We start from the raw sequence: 24,176 nt of genomic DNA on the forward strand, positions 1-24,176 counted from the left end.
AATAGCGCGTTATCCGGCTGTCACGGGGCGTACACGGAGGCAGGTGAGGGTCGCCGTTCCGGGGTACTTGTTCCCCACCGTGTCACTGCCGCCGGGATTGCTCGCCGGGCCGACCACGGTGAGGATCAGCTCGAGCGGGCCGCCGTCGACGACGACTTCCGTCGCGCCGTGGGCGGTCCTTGCGTACTTGGCGCGGTTCTGTGCGGGAACCTTCAGCTGAACGTTGCCGGTTCCCGCCTGGGGAAAGGTCAGGGTCGAATAGCTGACGGGAATGACCATGGTCTCGATGTCGTTCGGCACGCAGGCGGTGGCCCCTTCGACGCGGAAGCCCGCGGTGCCTTTCGGGATGGGGACGACCAGGGAAGGCGGAACGAGCGCGGCCGGGGGTGTCAGGGTCAGGGTGACGGTGTCACCCTGCCTGACCACGGTCTTCTGCATGGTTCCGTCAGCTTGTCGCGCCGGGCTGTCCGGCGATCTGGGTGATGGTGAAGTGGACGAACTCGGCCGGGCGCACCGGCGCGACGCCGATGTCGCAGACCACCTTCCCGGCGTCGATCGTGGCCGAGGTGTTGTTCGTTCGGTCGCAGATCACATAGAACGCCTCGTCCGGCGTCCGCCCGAGCAACGCGCCCTGACGCCACTGATCGGTCAGGAAACTCACGACCGAATGCCCCAGCGTCGCCCACAGCCGGTCGTCATTGGGCTCGAACACCGCCCACGTCGTCGACTGCCGGATGGAATCGGAGAGGAAGGAGACGAGGCGGCGCACGTTGAGATACCGCCAGTCCCGGCTGCTGGAGCGGGTCCGCGCACCCCAGACGAGGAGTCCTCGGCCGGGGAAGACACGGAGGCAGTTGACGCCCTTCTCGTTGAGTTCGCCGTTCTGGTCGTCGGTCAGCAGGGTGGGGATGCCGAGGACGCCCCGGAGGTTCTGGTTGGCGGGGGCCTTGAACACCCCGCGTTCCGCATCCGTACGCGCCCACACGCCCGTGAGATGACCCGACGGCGGCACCATGCGCCGCACCCCGTCCACACCCGGAACCTCCACCCACGGGTAGTACAACGCCGTGAACGCCGCGTCGTCCGAGTCGGGTGTGGCGAGGGTGCCGACGAAGTCCTTGAGCGGTTCGACGAGTTGGCCGGGTGGCGCGTCGACGACCGCGAGCCGGTTGCGCAGCTGGGTGCAGTGTGCGAGCACCTTGTCGATCAGTCCCTTGCCGGTCGGCAGGTCCGGCGCCGGCGGGGTTTCGGTTTCGGTGGCGGCGACGGTCATGTCCCAGAGGCTGGGCACGGCGACCATGGTGACGTCCGGCACGGTCTCCAGCCCGCCCAGGCCCGTGCGCGCCTCCGCGTCCCCGGCGAGACCGGAGCCGGTCACCGGGGTGTCCGGGTTGAGGAAGCCGACGACGTAGCAGGTCGTACCGCCGTTGGCGAAGAACCCGTACACCGCCTCGGCGAGGGTGAGGCACCGCTGGAGTACCTGGACCTTCTTGTGTTCCCCGGCGGACAGGGGTGGGTTGTCCTTCTGTTTCTTCAGGAGGGCGGCCAGTTCGTCGCTCAGTTCCTTGATGTTGTAGCGGTCGACGAATTCCTGCCATCCCCGGACGGTCTGGGGGATCACGCGCTCGTCGGCGGTGAAGGGCGGGGTCGTCCGCTGCGGGGGCGCCACATCGGGCAGCTTGGTGTAGCCGAGGAAGGCCGGGGTGGAGGTGCCCACTCCCACGATCATGCGGACGCCGCTGGACTTCTCGGTGACGTAGACGCCTGGGGGCTGGGGCCTGGTCGCCATCGTTGCTGTTCCTCCCGGCTAGTCGACGGTGATGTCCTCGTAGGTGATGGTGACCTGTTCCGTGGCGGTGCCGGAGTTGGCCGCCCCGAGCTGGGGTCCTTCCCAGCGGGAGGCCCAGGCGTTGGTGAGGTGGATGCGGCGCACCGTCTGCTTCTGGGCGTCCTTGAGGGCGATGGTGATGTTCTGCCGGGCGCTGTCGAGGTCGGCGTTGACCAGGGTGGTCTTGATCCAGTCGGTGAACGCGGTGCTCTTGTCCATGCCCGAGTGATGGTGACCTCGCCGGTCTTCCGGGCGCCCGGCTGTTTGCGCACGATGAGCTCGCCGGTGGCGGACACCTGGCGGGTCTCGACGACGTCCTGTTCCAGGGTCAGTCCGGAGACGTCCTGGACGGTCTCCACCTGGAACTTGCCGAGTTCGATGGCGAAGGTGTTGCTGCTGAAGGTGTCACCGGTCAGCATGTGCGTGTGCCTCCCCGCGCTCAGGTGGTGCCGCCGCCGGGCTGTCCGGCGATCTGGGTGATGGTGAAGTGGACGAACTCGGCCGGGCGCACCGGCGCGACGCCGATGTCGCAGACCACCTTCCCGGCGTCGATCGTGGCCGAGGTGTTGTTCGTCCGGTCGCAGATCACATAGAACGCCTCGTCCGGCGTCCGCCCGAGCAACGCGCCCTGACGCCACTGATCGGTCAGAAAACTCACCACCGAATGGCCCAGCGTCGCCCACAGCCGGTCGTCATTGGGCTCGAACACCGCCCATGTGGACGACTGCCGGATCGAGTCCGACAGGAACGACACGAGACGGCGCACGTTGAGATACCGCCAGTCCCGGCTGCTCGACCGGGTCCGCGCACCCCATACGAGCAGTCCCCGGTCGGGGAAGACACGGAGGCAGTTGACGCCCTTGTCGTTGAGTTCACCATGGCGTTGGTCGGTGAGCAGGGTGGGCAGGGAGATCACGCCGCGGAGGTTCTGGTTGGCGGGGGCCTTGAACACCCCGCGTTCCGTGTCCGTACGCGCCCACACACCCGCCAGGTGACCCGACGGCGGCACCGTGCGCCGTACCCCGTCCACGCCCGGAACCTCCACCCAGGGGTAGTACAACGCCGTGAACGCGGCATCGTCCGTGTCCGGGCCCGGCAGCCGGGTGAGGAATTGCGGTACGGCGTTGGGCGCGGTGGCCGGGGGCGGCTCGCAGAGGGTGAGCCGGTTGCGCATGGTGGCGCAGTGGCCGATCACCTTGCCGAGGATCGTCGCGGCCGTCTCGGGGGACGTGCCCCCGTGCCACAGGTCGGGTACGGCGACCATGTTCACGTCGGGGACGCTCTTCAGTCCGGCCAGGCCGGTGCGTTCGTCGGCGTCGCCGTCGACTTCGCTCGCGAGGTCCTTGGTGGGGTCGAGGCGGAGGATGTAGCAGGAGCTTCCTCCGTTGGCGAAGAACCCGTAGACGGCTTCGTGGAGGCAGATGGCCCCCGCTTGCTCGAATACCGTTTTCAGGAAGGTGAGTTCGTCCTGGCGGCGACGGAGGGAGGCCAGGTGGTCGCCTGCCGCGATCCACTGGGCGTAGTCCTCGGGAGGGCGGTCGACACCTTCTGGGCCACGGCTTCGACCTCTCGCCTCGCCTCTTCGCTGACGGGCTCGCCCGCCCAGTCGGCCGTCCGCACGGCGACGAGTTTGTCGAATTCATCCGGGGTGACGACCGGCTCGTTTCCGGTGGTGGCCAGGTCCCGGAGGGTGGCTTCTTCGGACCGGAGGGTCGCGGTCGCCTCCTCGATGGCCGCCGGCATACCGTCCAGCGCCCGCTCGACTTCCTCCCGCCCCATCGGGGAGCGGAAGTGGAAGGTGTCCACGAACTCGGACCAACTGCGCACCAGCGTCGGTGGTGTGGACGCCGCCGGGCCGCCCACCGTGTAGCCGAGGAACGCGGGGGTGGACGTACCCACCCCGGTGATCGTCCGGACTCCGCCCGAACGCTCCGTGACGAAGACTCCGGGTGCCAAGGGACGCGCAACCATGCCCTGTTTGCCCCTCTCTTCGGGGAATGCGTGCCTGCAGCGAACCATTACCGTCGCAGATCACGCATGCGAAGAGGGGAAGCTACGTCAGATTGCGTAGCGCCACGGATTGCTCACAAGATGTGAACAAGCCAACCCGCGTTCGTCCTTCGCCGCCGGGGTCCGGCGGCGAAGGACGCTGCGGGTTTCAGGAGAGGCGGCCGCCGTAGTCGGGCAGCTTGAAGCCCTTCTCGAAGTAGCCGCCTTCGAAGTCGGTGGGCCGGTTGCCGATGTTGGCGGTGATCGTGTAGCCGTCCCGGGTGAGCTCCTCCCGGCAGCGCGCCTTGCCCTCGCCCTTCTCCTCGCCGTGCTCGCGCGTGCATATGGCGTCCACCGGGTAGCCGGCGTCCTCCAGTTGCTGCCGCGCGGACGACGAGGAGCTGCGGGCGGTGACGAACAGCACGGACACGTTGTGCTCGTGCGCCCAGCGGGCCACCTTGAGGACCGGCTTGTTGGCCTGGCCCTCGTGGTAGTACGTCTCCAGCGCGGTGTTGTCGATGTCCAGCACGATGGCCGGGTTGTCGCCGCCCTTGGCGACGCGGTCCCGCAGCCACGGGATCGCGGGGGCGACCGCCTTGTCCACATCGCTCTGCCACGTCTGGTAGCCGGGCACTCCCCGGCCCGAAGCGGCCTCCGCCGTGGTGGCGGTGCTCAGCACCCCGGCCGGCAGTGCGACGGCGGCGAGCGCCGCGAGAGCGGCGACGCGAGACTTCCTGACGAACACGATCCTGTTCCTTCCGATGGCCGGATACGCCCGTCGGAAAGATCAACACCGTGGGAAGACGCTCAGCCCACCGCGAGGTGTCGCGGACATGAAGAGATCAGGAGCCGGCGTCTCCGGTTCCTCGTGAGAGCCGGTGCCGGGCTCGCGGTTCTCAGGCCTCGCGCTTGGCGCTCTCGATGACCACGTCGTCCTTCGGGACGTCCTGGTGGAAACCGCGGGTACCGGTCCGGACGGCCTTGATGTTGTCGACGACGTCCTGGCCCTCGACGACCTGGCCGAATACGGCGTAACCCCAGCCGTTCGGGGACTTCGAGGTGAAGTTCAGGAAGTCGTTGTCGTTGACGTTGATGAAGAACTGCGCGGTCGCCGAGTGCGGGTCGTTCGTACGGGCCATGGCCACGGTGTACATCGTGTTCTTGAGGCCGTTGTCCGCCTCGTTGTCGATGGGCGCGTCCGTCGGCTTCTGGTCCATGCCGGGCTTGAAGCCGCCACCCTGGACCATGAAGCCGGGGATGACCCGGTGGAAGATCGTGCCGTCGTAGTGGCCCGCGTCCACGTAGGCGAGGAAGTTCTCGACGGTCTTGGGCGCCTTCTCCTCGTTGAGCTCCAGGACGATGTCACCGTGGTTGGTCTTCAGCCGGACCTTGGCCATGATGTGCTCCATATGTTCAGTGCGCTTGTTTACGCGTTTCAAGCAGAAACGATCACAGTCTGTCACACGTGGGCTGCCGCGCAGCAGCGCTCCGGGCGTTCGCTCGCGTGTCCACTGTTCATGGAGTGACCGTTTCGGCTGCGCGGCCCTTCATGCTCACGGCACCCTGGAGGGCATGGCAGAGCTGGACGGGGAGAACGTCCCCGCGTACCGCAAGATCCGGATCGCGGTTCCGGAAGAGCCCGTCGCGTCGCTCGCGGACGTCGAGGCCTGGCGGGCCCGGGAGACGTATCCGGACATCCTCCTGGACGGTCACCCCGTCTTCGGTGTGGCGAAGGAACGGATGGAGGGCGGCTGGGAGCTGGTCTCCTCGCTCTCGTCCCTGGAGCCGCAGGAGGCCCGTGACTCCATGGGCTCGGTGTTCCGTCTCGCGGCGCGCACGGCCCAGGAGGCCGGCGACCCGGCCGGCCACGACGCGTACATGAGCGCGGCGGAGCGCATGGACCGGGAGGCGGTCGACGAGGTGGCCGTGCGGGGCGTCCGCTACCGGGTGGTGCGGGCGGAGCGCTTCCTGCGCGGCGGGCCGCAGGGCCCCGAGCCGCCCCGGCCCACCGACGCCGACCCCACCGAGCCGGGCGATTCCCACCGGGCCCCGGACCCCGCGGACGGGTTCGTCATCGATCCGTTCACCGCGACGGGGATGTCGGAGGGCATCCTCAAGATGGAGCTGCTCTCCCTCGTCCGGAAGGAGGGCACGGTGCCCGAGGCCGTCCGCGACGACTCGGTGCGCGCCACGGAGACCCACCCGGGAGGGGTGCTGCTGCCCGCGGTCTTCGGAACGGCGGAGTACACGGACGGGCGCTGGCGGCCGGACTCGGCGAGCGCGTCCACCACCCCGCAGGGGGCGCGGGACACCCTGGCCTTGAAGCTTCGCGTCATGATCCCCTGGCAGCGGGACCTCACTCCCGAGGAACGCGCCCCCTACACCGCCGCGGCGGACCGGCTGGACGCGGCGCGGTGCGACGAGCTCGAGGTCCTCTCCCTGCGGTGCAGGGTCGTGCGCATGGAACGCCTGGTGCGCATCGGCCCGGACGGCCCCGAGGGCCCGCGCCCGTCCGACCTGGACTCCACACCGCCCGTGAAGGTGCAGGACGAGCGGCTCCGGGCGCAGGGGGCCGACACCGACAACGAGGACGCGCCCATCGAACTCGACGCGCCCACCCAGCGGCTGGCCGACCTCTTCCACGAGGAGGAGGCCCGCCGCAAGGCCCGGCGCCCCCGCGAGCGCTAGCGCTCCGCTCGGGGCGCTAGCGTCCCTGCCGGAAGCGCTCGCCCACGATCCCCGGGTCGGTCTCCCACCAGGGGCGGGTGGCCTCGGGGACGGGCACGTGACCGGGTGCCGCCGAATCCGCCGTCGTCGCCGCCTCCGCGTCGAGGCGCCGGTCGAGCTCGGCGGTCCTGACGCGGTCGGCGCGCACCCATTCGACGAAGACCGCGATGAGGAACGGCAGCCCCACGAGCTCGGCGATGCCGAGCATCAGCCCGCCGCCCAGCACCTGGTCGCGGTCCGGTCCGGGTCCCCAGCCCGGCTGGTGAGCCGCGTACCAGCCGGCCGCGATCCGTGTGCCGCCGGTCATCACGAGGATGCCGGGGATCGCGTCCACGAGGCCGTCGACGAAGACGAACAGGGCCCGCAGCGGGTGGGTGCACCAGGCGGGCAGGAGCTCCTCGCGGCTGAGCATGGGCAGCACGAACAGGCACCCGGTCAGCAGCAGCTGGAGGTACAGCAGGGAGTGCACCGCCCCGTCGCGCAGCGCCGTCCCGAAGTACGGGGTGAAGTAGACCGACAGCTCCGACGCGAGCACGAGGACCGTGCTGATCACGGGGAACGTCAGGACGCGGAGCACCCGCCCGCGCAGGACCCGGCCCAGGCGGTCGGCGGCCCGCTCGGGCAGTGCCAGGCGCGCCAGCGCGAGCGGGTCGCCGAGCGCGAGGCCGAGCGGGGCGACGAGGTCGAGGAGGATGTTCTGCACGGCGGCGGGCCAGAACAGCACCCGGCCGTAGACGGCGAGCGAGGACATCGTCGCCACGGCGATCGTGCCCAGGCCGAGCACCGCGAAGGCGCCGGTGCGGACGGCCGGCCGGCGGTGCCCGCGCCGCCGGGCCCGGAGCACGCCCCACCCGTAGAGCCCGCCCAGCAGCACGACGGCGGCGATCCCGAACGGGTCGGCCTGCCAGGTGCCGGCCCATCGGCCGGGGGTCGGTTCCGGTAGCGCGAGGGCCGTGGGACCGGTTGCGAGGAGACTGCTTGCCATTGCCACGAGGGGTCAGCGTAGGACCCGCCCGTGACCGATCTTCGGGCGGGTTCGGGGCGTTTACTCCCCTTTGCGATTCGCGGAGGAGTGCTTTACCACCCATACATTTCACCGGGATTGATGCGTGCGCGGGGACCTCCGGTCTACGCTCGTCGGGTTGCTCGGCGAGGGAGGCCGTACCGGGTGTTCCGGGTGCGGCGGCTCCGTGATCGGCGCGCGCTCTTCGCAGCGGTTCGTGGAGCTCCGTCCCGGGCCGGGTGACCAATGCCCAGCAGTCCACGAGTCGAACGAGGAGTGCAGAAATGGCTGAGGTGAAGCTGGCCGCGGAGTCGCGGACCGCTTTCGGCAAGGGCGCCGCCCGCCGGATCCGTCGCGAGAACAAGGTGCCGGGTGTCGTCTACGGTCACGGCGCCGAACCCCAGCACGTGACGGTCGACGGTCACGCGCTGATGATGGCCCTGAAGACCCCGAACGTCCTGATAGACCTGGAAATCGACGGGAAACGCGAACTCGTCATACCCAAGGCCGTGGACCGCGATCCCCTCAAGGGATTCCTCGTCCACATCGACCTGCTGGCCGTGCGCAGGGGCGAGCGGGTCACCGTCGAGCTGCCGATCCACACCGAGGGCGCCCTGGCCCCGGGCGGCAATCTGCTGGAGCACCTGCTGAACGCCCTGCCGGTGGAGGCCGAGGCCACCCACATACCCGAGTCGGTCACGGTGTCCGTGGCGGACCTGGACGCGGGGCACACCGTGCACGCCCGTGACATCCCGCTGCCGGCGGGGGTGTCGCTGGCGATCGACGGGGACGCGTCGGTGCTCCAGGTCGTGACCACCCAGGTGGAGGAGCCCGGCGAGGACGACGAGGCCGCGGAGCTGTAGGCCGGTCCGGCGTCCGGCCGTCGTCCCGTTCCCTTCGCGGAACGGGACGACGGCCGTGGTCAGGCCTGCTGACCGAGCTCGTACCACCGCTGGAACCTGCCGCCGGCCGTCACCAGCTCGGCGAAGGTGCCCTGCTCGACGATGTGGCCCTGGTCCATGACGACGATCAGGTCCGCGACCCGGGCGTTGGCCGGGCGGTGCGTCACCACGACCGTGATCCGGTCCGGGGCGATGGTCCGGACGAGCCGGAACATGTCGTGCTCGCCCTGGGCGTCCATCTGCGAGGTCGGCTCGTCCAGTACGACGACGTCGGGCTCACGGTAGAGCACCCGGCCGCAGGCGACCCGCTGCCACTGGCCGCCCGAGAGCGAGACGCCGCCCCACAGCTCGCGGGCCAGCAGGGTGTCGAGGCCGTCGGGCAGCTCCTCGGCCGCTTCGCGCATGCCGACGGCGTCGACGACCTTCCACACCCGGTCGTCGCCGGACGTGACCGGCTGGCCGAGGGTGATGTTCTCCCGCGCGGACAGCGGCCAGTACCCGAACTGCTGGGTGACCACCCCCGTGTGCTCCCAGACCCGGCGCAGGTCCATCTCCGCCAGGTCCGCCCCGTCCCAGAGCACCCGGCCCTTGTCGGCGGTGTACAGGCCGCACAGCAACCGGGTCAGCGTCGACTTGCCCGAGCCGTTCTCCCCCAGGACGGCCACCACCTGCCCCCGGCGCAGGGTGAGCGACACCCCGTCGACCGCGGGCCGGGTCTTGTTGGGGTAGGTGAACGACACGTCCTCGACCCGGATGGTCTCCGGCCGGTCGGGCACCACGACCGTCCCGTGGGACGGGTAGTGCTCGCGGCTGGAGGTGATGAACCGCTTCCAGTCGCCGAGGAAGAGGCTGGAGTGGAAGAGGGACGCGGCGTAGTGCACGGCGTTGGTGAGGTTGCCCAGTGCCGCGCGCACGGCGAGGACGGCCGTCGCGGCGATCGCGAGCGACATCCGCCCGGTGATCGTCAGCCAGGCCAGCGTGGCCCACGCCAGGGTCAGGCACACCCCGCCGGCGCACGCCGAGAGCAGGTTGATCCGCAGCGCGCGGGCGGCTCCGGTCAGCGACCGGGCGTCCATCCGGCCGGTGATCGTGCGGTACCAGAACATCAGGTACGGGGCCATGCTGTTGCCGCGCACCTCGTCCGCGAGCTGAGTGGTGGTCAGGTACCAGCGCATCATGCCCTTGACGTTGCGGCCGCTGCTGTTGGCGTGGTGCGTCCGGTGCTCGATCCTCGCCTCGGCCATCGCCCCTGTGCCCGACGGGGCCACGGCGAGCACGAGGACCGGCAGCATCAGCGGGTGGAGGACCGTGAGCACGCCGAAGGCGGCCACGAGCTTGATCAGCGCCGACATGAAGGACTGCACGTCGTAGATCAGGCGGTCGCAGCGGAGCGACCCCGCCTCGGCTGCCTCGTGCTCCTCGGCGAATCCCGGCTCGTTGAACGCGGCGAGCTCCACGGACACCATCGCGTCGACGACGGCGATGTCCGCGGCGGTCATCAGCCGTGGTCTGAGGCGGCCCACGGACCAGGACGCCAGCCCGTGGGCGACGCGGCCGATGCCGGCGGCGACCGCGATGGCCAGCAGCGCGGGCAGCGCGGCGTGGACGCGGCCGGCGACGGTGCCGGTGCCGAGGATGTGCGTCATCGCCCGTGACGTGGCCGTCAGGGCCACGGCGGAGCAGATGCCGTAGGTGAGCTGGGCGCCCACCATGACGATCACGTCGCGGCGGTCGATGCGCCAGGCCATGCGGAACACCTGCGCGAGGACCGCCGGGATGGACGCCGACAGGCGCCATACGCCGGCGTGGTCGAACGCCGATGTCGCCCACTGCGCCTTCCGGCGGGGCTCCACCGGCTCGGGGAACGGTAGCCTGTGGGACTGAGCCTGTTTATGGTCTCCCGGACTCTCCATGGGGTTTCCCTCCCTTGGTCGGTAAAGGGCACCGGGTTCAAGGCACCCAGTGCTCAACCGGCGTGCCGGGGAAGGGGTTCGGCTCTCGCCGCCCATGAATGGGGGAAGTCAGGGGCGCCCGGGTGGCCGGAAGAGCGCGTGGTGTGCGCGACGGGCGCCTTGTGACGATCGGCTGCTTCCTCACCTCCCCCGCCGGCCGGCGGCAAGTGCCGCGCAGGCCACCGCCGTCACCGCCCCGGCGGCCATGAGGCCCCGGTGGGACCGCGAGGACATCACGGACCACCGCGACCGGGAGGACAGCAGGGAGCCGGTGCTCAGCCAGGAGCCGACCGAGGCGACCGACAGGGCGCTGCCGACCGAGCCGACGGACAGGATCGATCCCGCCGAGCCGATCGAGAGCACCGAGCCCACCGAACCGATCGACAGGATCGAGTCCCGTGACCACAGGGACCATCGTGAGTTCGCGTCATGTTTGGACATGCGTCGATCGTAAGGCGCCCGCCCCGACTGCCGTTACGTGTTGGGACCGTTGGGGTTGCCCGGCAGCGGGGGTGTGAAGGTCACCTTCCCGTCCTTCAAGGCGGCCCGGACCTCGCGGGTGCCGCCCGACGGGCAGCACATGGGATCCGTGGTCGTGAAGACGGGGTAGGAGATGGTGACCGTCCTCCCGTCCTGTTTCACGATCGTGGACTCGTTGACTCCGGGAGAGTCGTAGCCCACGTAGGCGTTGCCCTGGAAGAAGAAGACGCTGACGCAGCGGCCGTCGACGCTTCCCGTGCAGTGGCCGTGAACGGCACGGAAGGGGCCGCGGAGGGCCTTCAGGACGCCGGGCTCGTCGTCGGGCGTGTAGCCCAGGCGCTTGATGCGTTGGGCGGCGGCGGCCGCGTCGAACGGTCCGTCGGCGGCCGCCGACGGCGAGGGGCGCCCGGCCGAGGGGTCCCACAGGGTGACCGACCGGGTCGGGCCCGGCGGGCCGTCCGGGTTCTTCGACGACGAGCACGAGGTGGACGTGGCCACCAGGAGGAGGCACAGGGCCGCCACGGCGCCTACCCGCGATCGCATGCCCTCACCCCCAGCAGGTTGCGCTCCAGGAGTCCGTAGCGCACCGTTCCCATGTCGCCGGTCGTGATGTCGCGCGTGACGCGCGAGCACAGGCCCGTGGCCCAGGCGTCCGGGGACGCCTGTTCGAGGCGAAATCTCACGTCGAGGTCCTTGCCGGTGGTCAGGAGCATCCGCTCGCCGTCGGGTGAGGGGACGACCGCCCGCACCTGGGCGGCCGCGGGGGTACGGGTCCGGGCGATCAGCCCGTCGGGGCCCCACAGTTCGAAGGCCCCTTTCCGCATGCTGACCACCTGGGGGGAATGAGCCAGGAAGACCGTGGTGCGGGAGGGGGCGGCGGGGATGCCGATCAGCTTCCGTCCGGTCTCCGTGTCACGGACCTCCGTCTCCCCGTCCTGGCTGACCAGCATGAGGCGTGTGCCGTCGGCGCTGAACCGCACGGCCCGGTACCAGTCGAGCAGTGGTGCCGTGAAGTCGGGGACGATCACTTTGACGCGGCGTCGGTTCTCCAGGTCCCAGATCTCGACGCCCCGGCGGTCGGGGGTGGTCACAGCTGCCTGCCCGGAGCGTGGGTGCACGGCCATGGTCGTCGAGTAGTCGCGCCGGTCGACGGGGGCGTTCCCCGTGAAGAGCAGTGGTCGCCCGACCTCCTCGCCGGTCGCGGTGTCCCACCGGGAGACCGAACCGCCCGCCAGCGCCGCCAGGTGGCCCCGCGCGTCGAATCCCATGCCCTTGACCTCGCCCGCGCGCGGCGGGGTATCGGCGGGCAGGTCGACGCGCAGCTGACGCAGCACGTGAAGTCCGGGCACGCTGTAGAGCGTGACCGTCGGATCCTCCACGTCGCTCACGGCCAGGACCTTCTCGGCGGGGTCGAAGGCCACGCGCCCCGGAACCCCGCCCTTCGACGTGCCGTCGGTGGCGGTACGGCGCCCTGTCGCCGGATCCCACAACGTGATCGTGCCGCCGTCCACGCCCACCGTGACCAGATAACGGCCCGACGGGGAGAACTGGGCCGCTTCCGCGTCGCCCTGTCTGCCCTCGGGGGGCGAGCCGCTGGTCCAGTCGACCGTGCCGAGAGAGCCCGGCGCCGGTGCGGTCATGGCCAGGGTCTCCGCGCCCCGGGCGCGGACGATCCTCCGGCTGCCGTTGGACAGGGCGTACCGGGTGTAGCGGCCGCCCGAGGCCTCGTCCTCGTCGAACTGCGACAGTTGGCGGCCGGTGTGCGCGTCGAAGACGACGACCGTGCCGTTCCGCCGTGCCAGCACCACCTGGTCGGACACACCGGCCAGTTCGGTGGTGGTGTCGCACGGGATGGTGCGGGCGAGGTGCTCGTCGGTCGTGCCGTCGACCGGGTCCGTCAGGTGCCATCGGCCGTCCACGCACTGGGAGACGACCGGGTGGGGGCCGCTGAGGAAGGACACCACGGGGTGCCCCGGGCCCTCCTCCGGACCCTTCTTCGGCACGACACGGCCGTCGCGCGCGTCCCACACGTGATAGTCGTCCCCGATGTGGGAGGCCACGATGTGCTCACCGCTCGCGTCGAAGGCGAACTCCCTGGCCTCCCCCTCGGTTCCGGTGGGTGCCCGCAGCGTCACCGCAGGGGCCGTGGGCCGGTCGAGATCCCACACCTGGGCCGTGTCGTCCAGCGGAGGGTGCGACACGAGCCGGTGCCCCGTGCGGTCGAAACGCAGCTGATCGGGCCGTTGGCCCGTGTCGGCGGTGCTCGCCGCGCCGCGCAGGGTCAGCAGCGCCTTGCGGCCGGGGACGTCCCACACCACGACGCGGTTGCCGTCGCCCCCGAGCGCGAGCCGGGTGCCGTCGGGGCTCACCGCCACGGCCGAGACGCCGTCCATGTCCGCCAGCCGTGAGATGCCGCCCGACGCCGCCACGCGCCAGACCGTGAGCCGGCCGGCGCCGGTGCGGACGGCGATCACCTGCCCCGAGTCGTCGAGCGCCGTCTCGGCGACCGTTCCGCTCGTGGGCAGCACCGCGTCGTAGCGGGCGTCGGCCAGGTAGCGGTCGAAGAGGTTGTCGCGGGCCTGCTGGGTGGAGGCCGTGCGCCAGGCCGCGACGGACAGCAGGGCCGAGGTCTCCAGCCGGGAGCCGGCCTGGCGTTGCGCCTCCTGCACGAGCCCGCCCGAGAGCTCCGCCGCCCGGCTGTCCCGCACGGAGACGAGACCGGCGCCGGCGACGCCCGTCATCGCCGTGACGACGGCCGCCGCCGCGAGGGCCGCGCGGAACCGGCGTCGCCGCCGCCATTCCGCGCTCGCCCGGATGTAGGCGCGCTCGGCCTCGGGGATGTCGTCCTGCCGCTCGCGCAGCCGCTTCTCCGCCGCGCTCAGCTCCGAGCCGCGCATCAGCAGCGCCCGGTCGTGTTCGCTGAGCTCCCAGCGGCTCAGCCGCGCCCGGAGGTGCTCCTGCCAGGTGCGGAAGTCCCGGTCGGCGTCGACCCAGGACCGCAGGGTGGGCCAGTGCTCCAGCACCGCCTCGTGGGCGAGGGCGACCGTCTCCACGCCGTCGGAGGCGTGGTCGAGGTGGACGAGCCGCTGGGTGGCCAGGAACTGGGCGGCCTCCCAGCACGCCGGGTGGAGTTCGGGGCGGCGCGCGGTGCGTCCGGTGTCGACGGGGTTGTCGGCGGCGCCGTCGCCCGGGCGGACGAGCTGGACGAACAGCCGCCGCACCTCGTCCCGCATGTCGCCCAGCCGCTCCTTGACGGCCCGTTCGGCGTGGGTCGCGAGGGCCCCGGCGACCCGGCCGGTCTCCTCGTAGGCCGCGTGCGTCAGCACCCCCTTGACCTGGCGCTCCCACAGGAGGGTGAGGGCGAACTCCAGGAGGGGCAGGGCCCCGGGTCCGCTTCCGGTGTCCGCCAGCAGGCGCTCCGCCAGCCGGTCCTCGAACCGCACGGCGCCGTGGAAGGCGTCGACGGGCGCCAGCACCACCTCGCGCAACTGCTCGCCGGCCAGCTTGTTGACGAGGAAGGCCGACGTGTCGCAGGCGCGCTCGAGCGCCGGGAACCGGCGCATGGCCTTGAGGAAGTCCAGCCTCAGGGTGAACACCAGGCGGACGAGCGGACCGCCGTCCGCGGTGCGCCACTCGGTCATCCGCAGGGCGTGCTCGACCAGCGCGTCCGCCTCGTCCGGAGGGCAGCGGAAGAGCACCTCGAACTGGTCGACGAAGAGGAGGAGCTGCGAGGTTCCGGCGCGGCCGACCGCTTCCGTGACCACGGGAGCGGCCGCCCCGTCCCGTAACCGCCGCGCCAGCCGGTCCAGGCGCTCCCCCACATCGCCCGGGGCGTTCTCCTCGCCGGGGAGGGCGTCGATCAGCGGGAGCAGCGCCGAGGCCAGCATGTGCTCGGCGCGCACGGCCGGGTCGGGGACGAGCGTCACCGCGCTGTAGTCGCCGCGCCGGCGCAGCGCGGGCAGGAGCCCCGCCTGGACGAGGGAGGACTTGCCGACCCCGGACGCCCCGATCACCGGGACGACCCCGGACGTGGTGACCGCCTCGGTCAGCTCCTCGATCTGGGCGGAACGCCCGAAGTAGTGCGCGGCGTCCTGTTCCCGGAAGGGCATGAGCCCCCGGAAGGGGGAGGGCGGCGAGGCGTGGCGGGCGAGCTCCGGGTGGACCTCCAGGAGAGCGTCGAGGGTGATGGCGTAGGCCGCCCGGCCCACGAACCGCCGGTCGGTGGCGACGACCATGCCGACGACGCCCTTGAGCCGGTCGTCCCACAGGGGTGTGCCGCTGAATCCCTGGAGGATCTCGCAGGCGCCGGTGCTCTCGATCTGCACCCAGCCCCGGCCGCGGTCGTCGACGATCGTGCCGAGCGACCACACTCCCTCGTCGTCGCCGGCGGGGAAGCCGAACGCCGTGAACGGGTGGTCGCGCACCGAGTCCACGTCCAGCAGCCGTACGGGCTCCGCGCCGGTGGGCGGGTCCTCGGCGAGGGACAGGACGGCGATGTCCCCGGTGCCGTCGTCGGCGACCGGGACGTGCCGCAGCAGGGACGCGGTCCGCCGGCGGGGCGTCCGGCCGGCGAGCGGGAAGTCCAGCTCGACGGTGAGCCCCGGGGGCAGGGGGGCGGACTCGGGCTCCCCCGCTATCGCGGATATGACGTGTCCGCAGGTCAGCACGGTGCGCGGGGCGGCAAGGAAGCCCGCCCCGAGGGGAGCGCCGCCGTCCGACCACAGCCGGGCGATGCCGGGGTTCGGCACGGGTCCGGGCATGGGTGGTTCTCTTTTCTTCCGGCTGTTCTTCCGGCTGTGGTCAGCCGACGACCACGGCCGACGTGCCGTTGGTGGCCGGGCCGTTGGCGGCGGTTCCGTTGGTGACTGTGCCGTTGGCGGTGACCGCCCTGGTGACCGGCGGCGCGTCGGGGCGCTGTCCGTCCCATTCCAGGGTGAGCGTCAGGGACGCCTCGCCTGCGGTCTTGGCGAGGAAGACGCCGGTCTCCCCCGAGAGTTTCAGCCCCAGTTCAAGGGTGATCTTGTTCGGCTGGCGGGGGAAGTCGGTGAGCCTGCCGACGACCGCGTGCGCGGCCTCCCGCACGCTGTCCAGCCCCCGCTCCAGGGTCTCCGCGGCGTGCGCGACGGTCCCGCCGCCGCGGGCGACCCTGACGACCGCCTGCGGGTCCTCGTCGATCTCGACGAGCACGGATCCGCCGCTCTCCAGTGGCACTCTCAGTAAGTTGGGCACCGGCCGCTCCCCCTCCGTCGCTCCGCCGATCGGAACGTGCGGGCACTCTAGCGACCGGTGGTGCCCGGGGGTCGGTGTTCGCCGAAGCCTCACTCGTCAGTGCGGTGCGAGTGGTAAGGGGAGGTGTCGCGCGGCGCGCGCGGGCGGGCGAGGAAGATTCCGAGGAGGACGACGAGGAGGCCGACGCCCAGTTTGACCGCCAGGCTCCACAGCGTCTCGCGCAGGTGGGCGTCGTGCCGGTTCGCGTAGATGTAGAAAGCGGCGGCGCAAAGGAGGACGAGTGCGACGGCGGCCAGTCTCAGACCCAGCCGCCGTGCGTCCCGGGTCAGCAGCGCGGCCGCCGACCAGCCCGCCAGCAGGAGGAACACCCCGGCGAGGGTGAAGGCCACGGGAAGGCCCGGGACGAACAGGGACACCGCCAGCAGGACGCCTCCGGTGACCACCGCGAGGTCCACCACGCGGTGGCCGAACCTGCCCGGACGGGCGAGGAAATGGACCATGGCCCACACCGCGAGGGAGTAACCGCGGAGGGCGCTGAGCACCGCGCCGACCGCCTTGACCCGGGGCGCGCCAACGGCGCTCGCCGCGACGGCGGCGCTCTGCGCGGCGGTCTCGGCGAAGAGGTCGCCGCCCGCCTCCTGCGCGACCCGCTGGCCGCCGATGGCCCCGGCGCTCTTCCACAGTCGCCACAGCGTCTCCGCCCGCATCGGCCGGCCGGCCGTGCCGGACGCCTCCGCGTCGTACTGGGTGAGCCATCGCGTGCTGTCCTCGGGACGCCCGTCGCCTTCCGTGCGGACCGCGTCCGCCAGCAGGTGGAGTTCCTGCCGGAGGATGCCCGTCTGGAGGGCGTGGGTGACCGCCTCCACGCAGAGGCCGAGCCGGGGATCGTCCTCGGGGCCGCGGCCCGTGGGTGTGGGTGCGGGACGGATGGGAACGAGCTGTTCCGTCACCAGGCCCCGGCACGCGGAGGCGTACTCCTCCTGCCAGATCCGCTCCAGCCACGCCCGGTCGGCCGGGTCGCGCGCGTCGACGGCGCAGGTGCGCAGCGCGTCGACGAGCCGGTGGGCCGCGCCGTCGGCGTCGGTGTCCGTCGCCCAGACCTGCCGCAGCCGCTCGACGGACATCAGCGTGCGCGTCAGGTGGGCGGCGCCGTCCATGCGCCCGTGGATCCAGTCGTTGACGCGCCAGGAAGCGCGGTAGAAGGCGCCGAAGTGGTGCAGTTGTCTGCCCGTGAGCAGGCCGGGGTCACGGGAGGAGACCTGGATCAGTTCGACTTCCTGCTCCAGTCCGCGTTGGGTGTCGCCGTACGCCTCTTGGACGACTTCGAGGCGGAGCATGCGGTCGAGGACGTCCCGGGTGTCCAGGACGTCCCGGGTGGAGTGGAGCAGGTAGTCGGTGAGCGCCTTGAGGTGGGTGCGTTCGGTTCCGTCGGGGTCGACGACGGTCTCCCCGTCTCCGGGTCCGGAGACGTGGGACAGTGCGTCCTCGCAGCTCACGAGGGCGTCTGCCAGGGCGGTCACCTGGGCGTACCGCCGCGCGTGCCGTGCCGCGTAGCCCTCCGCGCCGGGGTCCGGCGGTCCGTCCCAGTCGGTGAGGGCCTGGCGCAGCCAGTCCTCGAGGCGCCGGGTGCCGGCCGGCGTCGCCTTGCCGAGCTCGTCGTACGTCGCGGGTGGCAGGCCGGCGCCGGCGCGGGTCCAGTGGTCCGCCAGCTCGTGCCAGTCCGCCTCGATCTCCTCGAACACGGTGTTCGCCCGGCGGCGTGCCTCGATGACGGCGTGGCGTTCCGGCGAGCCCATGGGCGCCAGCCAGATGGCTCGTTTGAGGACGTCGGCGGCGATGTCGCGCAGTCCCTGGACGGCGGTCTGCCCCCAGTCCCAGTCGGCGCCGGTACGGCCGATGGCCTCGTCGACGGAGTCCCCTCGCGGGATGAACGACTCCGGTCGCGCGCGCCGGTCCCGCAGGACCGCGCGGAGGCGGTCGGCGATCTCCCGTTCGCTCCACCGGCCGTCCGTCTCGGCGGGCTGCCCGGCGGTCAGCCAGGCGCCTAGGGTGTCGGCGGCGTGCTCGATCCGGGTCTCGAGGTAGCCCTGCCATGCCGCTTCCGAGAGCTGTCGCGCCGCCCCGGTCAGGGCGTACGCGAACCGGGCGCGGGCCCGGCGCCGGTGCCGGGTGTCCTCGTTGCGGGCCTGGATCTCGGTGAGCTCGCGGGAGACCGAGTCGGTGGAGCGCAGCCGGGTCAGCACGCCGAGGAGGACGTCGGGCGCGCGGGGGGCCGGCGGCGCCCCGGTGGGTGCCGGGGCGGGAGTCGGCGGTGGTGCTTCCGACGGGTCGGGCACGACGTAGGCGAGGAGCCGGCGGACCTGTGACTGCGCGGTCTGCCGGTAGACGGCCTCAAGGGCGGGGCGGACGGGTTTGTTGAGCAGGATCCCGCCGTCGACGACGAACTGCGAGAGACGGAAGTTCGCGTGCCCGGCCGTCGAGGGCCAGGGGCCGTCGGCCGGGCCCGCGTCGACGTCCACCCACTGCGGCGCGAACGCGGCGGGGAAGGAGGAGGTGCAGCGTGCCGCGACGGCGAGCCGGTCGATCACCCCGTCGTCCTGGAGGTCGGCGGCGTGGTCCGTGGCTCCAGGCCGCGAGGCGAACCGGAAGCGGGCGTCGTGGTCGACTTCGGTGATGCGCACGCCCGTGTCGTCGCAGAAGGAGCTGTGCCGCCCGCGCCACAGCGTGCCGGTGAGGATGAGCTCGACGGGCCGTCGGCCGGCCTGCCCGTCGTCGGTACCGGGCCGGGCCGGGGAGGTCGCGACGTCGCGGAGGGCGTTGCGGAGCTCGTCGAGGAAGTAGTCCCCTCGCAGGAGGGAGACGGGTTGCCGTTGGAGCGGGCTCTGCAGCAGTTTGCCCAGCGCGCCCTTGTCCCGCCACAGGCCGCACAGGGGCGTGATGTCCTTCTCGCGGGCGAGGCCGAGTGCGAGGAAGGCGCCGTTGAGCCCGCCGGCGGAGGTCCCGGCGATGACGTCCACGCGCGCGTCGGCGCGCAGCACGTCGAGCAGCGGCCGGTAGACCGGCTCGTCCCAGCGGCGGGCCATCGCGAGGTGGTGCAGTTCGACGGCGACCCCGCCGATCCAGACGGCCAGGCTCACCCCGCCGTTCATGACCACGGCCAGCCGGATGTCCTGCCGGTCGATGTCGTCGGTCTCCACCACTTCTCTTCAGCTCCCTGCCGCTCGACCGGCCGCCGCCGCCTCCAGCTGAACACGGCGCCTCGCCGATCGCCCGTACGTCGGCCGTGTCGCGACGCCGACCGCACCCGCACGGCTGGTCGTCAAACGGTTCCGGGAGCGGTCGCCGCCAGCGCCTGGGCTTCCGCGTAGGACAGGGACGTGAGGTCCGTCGGCCGGCCGTCGCGGATCGCGGTCGCCGTGGCCACGGCCGTGGTCAGGGCCCTGCGGTAGAGCAGCGAGCCCAGGCTCACCCGGCGCACGCCCAGGGCGGCCAGGTCGGCGAGCGTGGGGCCGGTGGGCGCATAGAGGATGTTCAGCGGGACGGTCAGGGTCGCCGTCAGGGCGGCGATGCCGTCCGGGTCCGAGAGCCCCGGGACGAACACCCCGTCCGCTCCGGCCTGTTCGTAGACCGCGAGGCGTGCCGCGGTCTCGTCCTCCTGGTGTCCGAGCCAGTGGGTGTCGGTGCGGGCGTTCACGAACAGCGCGGGTGCGGCGGCCTTGACGGCGGCGATCTTCGCGGCGTGCAGTTCGACGGGGGCGAGGGTGCCGTCCGGGCGGCCGTCCTCCAGGTTGATTCCGGCGGCGCCCGCCGCGTGGAGGCCGCGGGCGAGCTCGGCGACGTCCTCCGGGTCGTCGCTGAAGCCCCCTTCGGCGTCCACGGAGAACAGGAAGGAGTCCTGTCCGAGCCGGCGGGCCAGCGCCAGGGTCGCTTCGGCGGTCGCGGCAGCCCCGTCCGGCAGGCCGGCGGCCGCGGCCACGCCGAGGCTCGTGGTGCCGATCGCCGGGAAGCCCTCCGCCGCCAGGGCGGCCGCCGAGGCGTGGTCCCAGGCGTTGGGCAGGAGCAGCGGGACCGGCTGGTGGTGCAGGCGCGCGAAGGCGGTCAGCGGGCGGCGGCGCGGGCCGTTCGCGAGGGGCACGTCGTCGCTGCCGGAGGGGTCGGCGAGGGCCGCCCGGATGTCGGCGTAGCGGTCGAATTCATGCGTCGTGCGTGCCGTCGCGCGTGCCGTCGTCCGCGGCGTATTCCTCGTCGTGTCCGTCATGGTCTCGACGCTAGGGCCGGAACGGTTCGGCGTTCCCCGAACCGTTCCTGCGGCATCCTGACGTCATGATCCCGCTCGCCGAGACCGCCGCTCTGTTCGCCGACCGCACCCGGGCCGCCTTCTGCCAGGCCCTTCTCGACGGACGTGCCTGGACGGCGGGTGAACTCGCCACGTACGCGGGGGTGCGCCCCTCCACCGCCAGCGAGCAGATCTCCCGCCTCGTCGAGGGCGGTGTGCTGACCGAGGACCGCCAGGGCCGGCATCGCTACGTCCGGCTGGCCGGCCCGGAGGTGGCCGGTCTGATCGAGGCCCTCAGCTCGTACGCCCCGGCCACCGGGGCCGCTCCGGCCGGCGCCGGCCCTCGCAATCTGCGGGAGTCGGTGCGGATGGGCGCCGAGGCCCGGGCCCGCACCTGTTACGACCATCTGGCGGGGCGGCTCGGCGTCGCCCTGGCGGACGCGATGGTCGCCCGGGGTCTGGTCGCGGTCGATTCAGGGTTGTCCGTCACCCCGGAGGGGCGGGTGTGGCTCGCGGACGCCCTGGGCTTCGAGCAGCCCTCGGGTGCCCGGCGGCCCTTGGTGCGCGGTTGCCTGGACTGGACGGAGCGGCGCCACCATCTCGGCGGGGCGCTGGGCGCGGCCCTGTGTGCCGCCGCGCTGGAACGCCGGTGGGTGCGGCGGGTCGGCTCGGGGCGCGCCGTGAAGGTGACGCCGGAAGGGACGGAGGTGTTCCAGGAGTTGCTGGGGACGACGGTCTAGGGCCGTCACCGGGGCGGGGCGTCGGCGGTTCGCGCGGCGACGACGGCCACCGTGGCGCAGCTCATCGTGAAGGTGCCGCCCATCGCGTCGATGGCCGCCCCGGCGGCCTCCAGCACCTCGGCCAGTTCGCCGGGCGGGAGCCGGGTGAAGACGCCCTGAGTGGGCATCAGGTCCAGCCACGCGTCACGGGTGCACGTCCACTCCCAGGCGTACTGCCACTGCTCCGCGTCACCGAACGCGCCCGTGTCCCGGATCGCGTCGGCGGCCTTGGTGGCGAGCGCCCGGTATCCGTCCAAGGCGCTCCGGGCTCCCGGCCGGAAGTCGAACGGCGCGTCGGGCAGCACCCGTCGAGCGGCCTCCGCGATCGCTTCGGCCACGGCGGGCGGGAGCTCGGGAACGTTCCAGAACAGCGCCAATCGGCCGCCGGGCCGCAGCACGCGCGCGGCCTTGGCCGCCCCCGCGACCGGGTCGATCCAGTGCCAGGCCTGCCCTGCGACGACGGCGTCGAACTCCCGCCCGGCGGGGTCCCAGTCCTCGAACGTCGCCACCTCGACCTCGGCGCCGAACCGCCGCGCCACGTCCGCCATGCGCGCGTCGGGTTCGACGCCGAGCACCGCGCAGCCGGCCGCCTGGAACTGCCGGGCGACGATTCCCGTGCCGCAGCCGACGTCGAGGACGTCGGGAGTCCCGGCGCCGGGGCAGGCGGCGACGATCCGCTCCACCATGGCCCGGGGGTAGCGGGGCCGGGCACGGTCGTAACGCTCGGCGTCCACGCCGAACGACTCCGCCACGAGCCGGAGTTGGTGAGGGCCGGGCTGGGAGGAACGTATAGTGGGCATGCGCCCACTATGAGTGGGCGCATGCCCACTCGTCAACGGTCGTCGACGGTCGAAGGAGGACGCACGGCATGCCGACAGGGGTGGCCCTGCCCGACGCGCGACAGCAGCTGTTCGACGCGGCCGAGCGCATCCTGCTGCGGGACGGGCCGAACGCGCTGACCAGCCGGGCGGTCACCGCCGAGGCCGGCTGCGCCAAGGGGGTGCTGCACCGGCACTTCGCCGACTTCGACGCCTTCCTCGCCGAGCTCGTACGGGACCGCATCGCCCGGATCGACGAACAGACGGGCACCCTGCGCGCGTCCGCCGGGACGGGCACCGTCACCGGCAACCTGGCCGGCGCGCTGACGGAGCTGTTCGAGTCGGTCGCCGTGGCGATCGTCGCCCTCGTCACCTTCCGGGACGAGCTGCGTGCCCGGCTGCGTCAGGCCGGATCGGCCGGTATTCCGCTCCTCACGGAGGCCACGGCCATGATCGCCTCGTATCTGACGGCCGAGCGCGAGGCGGGCCGCGTCGCCGCCGACGCCGACGTCGGCACGCTCGCCCCCACCCTGATCGGCGCCGCGCATCTGCTGTTCGCCGACCGGGAGAGCGCGCCGCCGGCCCCCGAAGCCGTCCGCAGGACCGTGGCCACGGTCGTGGCGGGCGCGGTACGGGAATCGTGATGACGAACGGCCCGGCAGCGGAGACTTCCTGCCGGGCCGTTCGTCATGTCACCGCGAAGGGCGGTGGACGGCGGGTCAGATCGCGGTGCGCGCGGCCGCCGAGGCGAAGCCGAGCCAGGTGTGCCGGTTGCCCGCCCAGCACCAGCCGGCCTTCGGCGCGTCGCGCCTGTCCCGGCCGTCCCGGCCCGTCCCGTTGCTGATCCACAGGGCAGGGGTGCGCGCGTCCAGCCGCCCGTCGGCCTTGCGCAGGCGGGAACCGATGGTCATGAAGCAATGGCCCCGTTCCAGTGCCGCCGGCTGCTGGATGACCCAGTGGACTCCCTCCGCGAGGAGCAGCGGGGTCCGGTCGTCCTCGACGAGGGCGGGCAGCGCCTCGTCGGGGCTCCAGTTCGCCATGTGATCGCCGCGGTCGAGGCCCTCCAGCACGTAGACCGGCGCGTCGGGGACGAGGACACCTTCGATGGGCGAGAACTGATCGATGTCGGTCATGTCCTCCACGACGAAGCCCGGCTTCCCCCGGTGCCGGAGGAACGGCACCAGAGCCGACGCCGGGACCCGTTCCGGGTGGATCACGAGCAGGCCGTCGCGGGCTCCCGACGCGGCGGCCGCGGAGCGCAGTTCGTCGGCGTGGAATCCGCCGAGTCGGTGCAGTCCGAGATCGATCAGGCGCTCCGCCTGATCGTTGATCGAGGGCAGAGCGAGCAGAGCGGCTGTCATACGACTCCCAGGGACGGCGAGAACCAGCAAGGTGACGGCTCGCCAACGCGGCGGAGCGCGGATGAATTCCCGCCCGGAAGCGTGCCGGAGCCGGAATGGCGCGCCGCGTGGTGCGCCTGGTGCGCGAGCCGCCTGGTCACCTTGCCGACGCGACGGCGACACCGGTAGACCTCTGGAGGACGGCCACAGGAAGGTCCCGCCATGCGCGAGCGCCAACCCGCCACGAGTGCCCGGTCCGCCGACGGGCAAGCCGCTTCCCGTGCCGCCCCGGCCACGCCCCGTCCCCTGCTGTCGCCGTCCTCGGCCGGCGTCCTCGCCCTGCAGCGCGCCGCGGGGAACGCGGCCGCCACCGGTTGACCATGCCGGATCTCGAGGACTTCCCCGAGTACCGCCCCGTCGGCGAGCGACAGGGTGCCGGGCTGCTGCTCCCGATCGACGACGGGAAGATGCCCCACGACCGGGCCCAGCGGAAGCACATCGAGCGCCTCGACAGGCTGCTGACCGACGCGTTCACGGAGGACGGGAACACCGGGACGCGCCGGGTCGGGAACGCCCGTGACGAGCTCAAGCGGTTCTGGGTGCGGCCGGGCGGCGTCGACTGGGAGGCGCTCCACGACCGGGTGCGGCGGGCGATGAACTACGCGGGGATGCCCGCCGTGCTCGCCGAGGTCTTCGGCACGGCCGAGGGCAGGGCCGCCCTGCCGGATGGCGGCGGCTTCCGCGTCCGGGGCTTCGGCGGCACGGCGGCACCGGCGGGCGCGGCGGCGGGACACCGCCGCAAGCCGCGCTCCGGAGGCTCCGGAAGCTCCGGAGCGAGGCGCGCGCGGTGATC

21 protein-coding genes and 2 pseudogenes are annotated in these 24,176 nt (G+C 72.3%); 6 read left to right on the plus strand and 17 right to left on the minus strand.

Annotation, left to right across the window (positions count from 1 at the left end; translation table 11 throughout):
- Positions 1–9: 9 nt before the first annotated feature.
- The 7 genes and pseudogenes from EKH77_RS00600 to EKH77_RS00625 form a co-directional block, all read right to left on the minus strand.
- Positions 10–438: a hypothetical protein gene (locus EKH77_RS00600; protein ID WP_126912481.1), complete on the minus strand. Its 429-nt coding sequence runs from the start codon at positions 436–438 to the stop codon at positions 10–12.
- Positions 439–445: 7 nt separating this feature from the next.
- Positions 446–1,789 (minus strand): phage tail sheath family protein, encoded by a 1,344-nt coding sequence (locus tag EKH77_RS00605; protein ID WP_126912482.1) that lies wholly within the window; start codon positions 1,787–1,789, stop codon positions 446–448.
- 18 nt (positions 1,790–1,807) lie between these two features.
- A pseudogene (locus EKH77_RS34510) lies at positions 1,808–2,247 on the minus strand (phage tail protein).
- A gap of 20 nt (positions 2,248–2,267) precedes the next feature.
- The gene (locus EKH77_RS00615) at positions 2,268–3,092 is read right to left on the minus strand and encodes a phage tail sheath family protein (RefSeq protein ID WP_240667679.1); all 825 of its coding nucleotides are present in this window, start codon (positions 3,090–3,092) and stop codon (positions 2,268–2,270) included.
- Between the two features lie 185 nt (positions 3,093–3,277).
- On the minus strand, positions 3,278–3,727 hold the full coding sequence (locus EKH77_RS32820; protein ID WP_164737684.1) for a hypothetical protein: 450 nt from the start codon (positions 3,725–3,727) through the stop codon (positions 3,278–3,280).
- 259 nt (positions 3,728–3,986) lie between these two features.
- Entirely contained in the window at positions 3,987–4,562 is a 576-nt protein-coding gene (locus EKH77_RS00620) for an HAD family acid phosphatase (protein WP_240667149.1), read from the minus strand.
- A 151-nt stretch (positions 4,563–4,713) separates the two neighbouring features.
- Positions 4,714–5,214: a peptidylprolyl isomerase gene (locus tag EKH77_RS00625; protein ID WP_126917796.1), complete on the minus strand. Its 501-nt coding sequence runs from the start codon at positions 5,212–5,214 to the stop codon at positions 4,714–4,716.
- Positions 5,215–5,389: 175 nt separating this feature from the next.
- On the opposite strand from EKH77_RS00625, the gene EKH77_RS00630 reads away from it, so the two are divergent.
- Positions 5,390–6,505, plus strand: a complete 1,116-nt coding sequence (locus EKH77_RS00630) for a DUF5954 family protein (protein WP_126912485.1) — start codon at positions 5,390–5,392, stop codon at positions 6,503–6,505.
- 16 nt (positions 6,506–6,521) lie between these two features.
- On the opposite strand, the gene EKH77_RS00635 is transcribed toward EKH77_RS00630, so the two are convergent.
- Positions 6,522–7,529 (minus strand): cytochrome c oxidase assembly protein, encoded by a 1,008-nt coding sequence (locus EKH77_RS00635; protein ID WP_126912486.1) that lies wholly within the window; start codon positions 7,527–7,529, stop codon positions 6,522–6,524.
- A 302-nt stretch (positions 7,530–7,831) separates the two neighbouring features.
- Here EKH77_RS00635 and EKH77_RS00640 point away from each other — a divergent pair, with 302 nt between their 5' ends.
- Positions 7,832–8,410, plus strand: coding sequence for a 50S ribosomal protein L25/general stress protein Ctc (locus EKH77_RS00640; RefSeq protein WP_126912487.1), 579 nt, complete (start codon positions 7,832–7,834; stop codon positions 8,408–8,410).
- Between the two features lie 59 nt (positions 8,411–8,469).
- On the opposite strand, the gene EKH77_RS00645 is transcribed toward EKH77_RS00640, so the two are convergent.
- The 7 genes and pseudogenes from EKH77_RS00645 to EKH77_RS00675 all read right to left on the minus strand — a co-directional run.
- Entirely contained in the window at positions 8,470–10,362 is a 1,893-nt protein-coding gene (locus EKH77_RS00645; RefSeq protein WP_126912488.1) for an ABC transporter ATP-binding protein, read from the minus strand.
- A gap of 180 nt (positions 10,363–10,542) precedes the next feature.
- Positions 10,543–10,842, minus strand: coding sequence for a hypothetical protein (locus tag EKH77_RS00650; protein ID WP_126912489.1), 300 nt, complete (start codon positions 10,840–10,842; stop codon positions 10,543–10,545).
- Positions 10,843–10,875: 33 nt separating this feature from the next.
- On the minus strand, positions 10,876–11,424 hold the full coding sequence (locus EKH77_RS00655; RefSeq protein WP_126912490.1) for an LppP/LprE family lipoprotein: 549 nt from the start codon (positions 11,422–11,424) through the stop codon (positions 10,876–10,878).
- Positions 11,409–15,641, minus strand: a complete 4,233-nt coding sequence (locus EKH77_RS00660; protein WP_126912491.1) for a trypsin-like peptidase domain-containing protein — start codon at positions 15,639–15,641, stop codon at positions 11,409–11,411. The genes EKH77_RS00655 and EKH77_RS00660 overlap by 16 nt, the downstream gene beginning before the upstream one ends.
- 40 nt (positions 15,642–15,681) lie before the next feature.
- On the minus strand, positions 15,682–16,110 hold the full coding sequence (locus tag EKH77_RS00665) for a CU044_2847 family protein (RefSeq protein WP_126912492.1): 429 nt from the start codon (positions 16,108–16,110) through the stop codon (positions 15,682–15,684).
- Positions 16,111–16,199: 89 nt separating this feature from the next.
- Complete coding sequence (locus EKH77_RS00670; protein WP_126912493.1) at positions 16,200–19,310, minus strand: patatin-like protein; 3,111 nt, start codon at positions 19,308–19,310, stop codon at positions 16,200–16,202.
- 119 nt (positions 19,311–19,429) lie between these two features.
- A pseudogene (locus tag EKH77_RS00675) lies at positions 19,430–20,239 on the minus strand (isocitrate lyase/PEP mutase family protein); the annotation flags it as partial.
- Positions 20,240–20,433: 194 nt separating this feature from the next.
- Here EKH77_RS00675 and EKH77_RS00680 point away from each other — a divergent pair.
- The gene (locus EKH77_RS00680; RefSeq protein ID WP_126912494.1) at positions 20,434–21,126 is read left to right on the plus strand and encodes an ArsR/SmtB family transcription factor; all 693 of its coding nucleotides are present in this window, start codon (positions 20,434–20,436) and stop codon (positions 21,124–21,126) included.
- Positions 21,127–21,131: 5 nt separating this feature from the next.
- Here the strand turns inward: EKH77_RS00680 and EKH77_RS00685 are convergent, their stop codons facing one another.
- Entirely contained in the window at positions 21,132–21,965 is an 834-nt protein-coding gene (locus tag EKH77_RS00685) for a class I SAM-dependent methyltransferase (protein WP_126912495.1), read from the minus strand.
- A gap of 68 nt (positions 21,966–22,033) precedes the next feature.
- On the opposite strand from EKH77_RS00685, the gene EKH77_RS00690 reads away from it, so the two are divergent.
- Positions 22,034–22,627: a TetR/AcrR family transcriptional regulator gene (locus EKH77_RS00690; protein ID WP_126912496.1), complete on the plus strand. Its 594-nt coding sequence runs from the start codon at positions 22,034–22,036 to the stop codon at positions 22,625–22,627.
- Positions 22,628–22,702: 75 nt separating this feature from the next.
- Here EKH77_RS00690 and EKH77_RS00695 read toward each other — a convergent pair whose 3' ends face one another.
- Positions 22,703–23,344 (minus strand): DUF5701 family protein, encoded by a 642-nt coding sequence (locus EKH77_RS00695; protein WP_126912497.1) that lies wholly within the window; start codon positions 23,342–23,344, stop codon positions 22,703–22,705.
- Between the two features lie 201 nt (positions 23,345–23,545).
- Between EKH77_RS00695 and EKH77_RS32825 the strand changes: the two genes are divergently transcribed.
- Positions 23,546–23,701: a hypothetical protein gene (locus tag EKH77_RS32825; RefSeq protein ID WP_164737685.1), complete on the plus strand. Its 156-nt coding sequence runs from the start codon at positions 23,546–23,548 to the stop codon at positions 23,699–23,701.
- A 2-nt stretch (positions 23,702–23,703) separates the two neighbouring features.
- Positions 23,704–24,174 (plus strand): hypothetical protein, encoded by a 471-nt coding sequence (locus tag EKH77_RS00700; RefSeq protein ID WP_126912498.1) that lies wholly within the window; start codon positions 23,704–23,706, stop codon positions 24,172–24,174.
- Positions 24,175–24,176 lie beyond the last annotated feature (2 nt).

It is taken from the genome of Streptomyces luteoverticillatus (assembly GCF_003970715.1).
Lineage (GTDB): Bacteria > Actinomycetota > Actinomycetes > Streptomycetales > Streptomycetaceae > Streptomyces > Streptomyces abikoensis.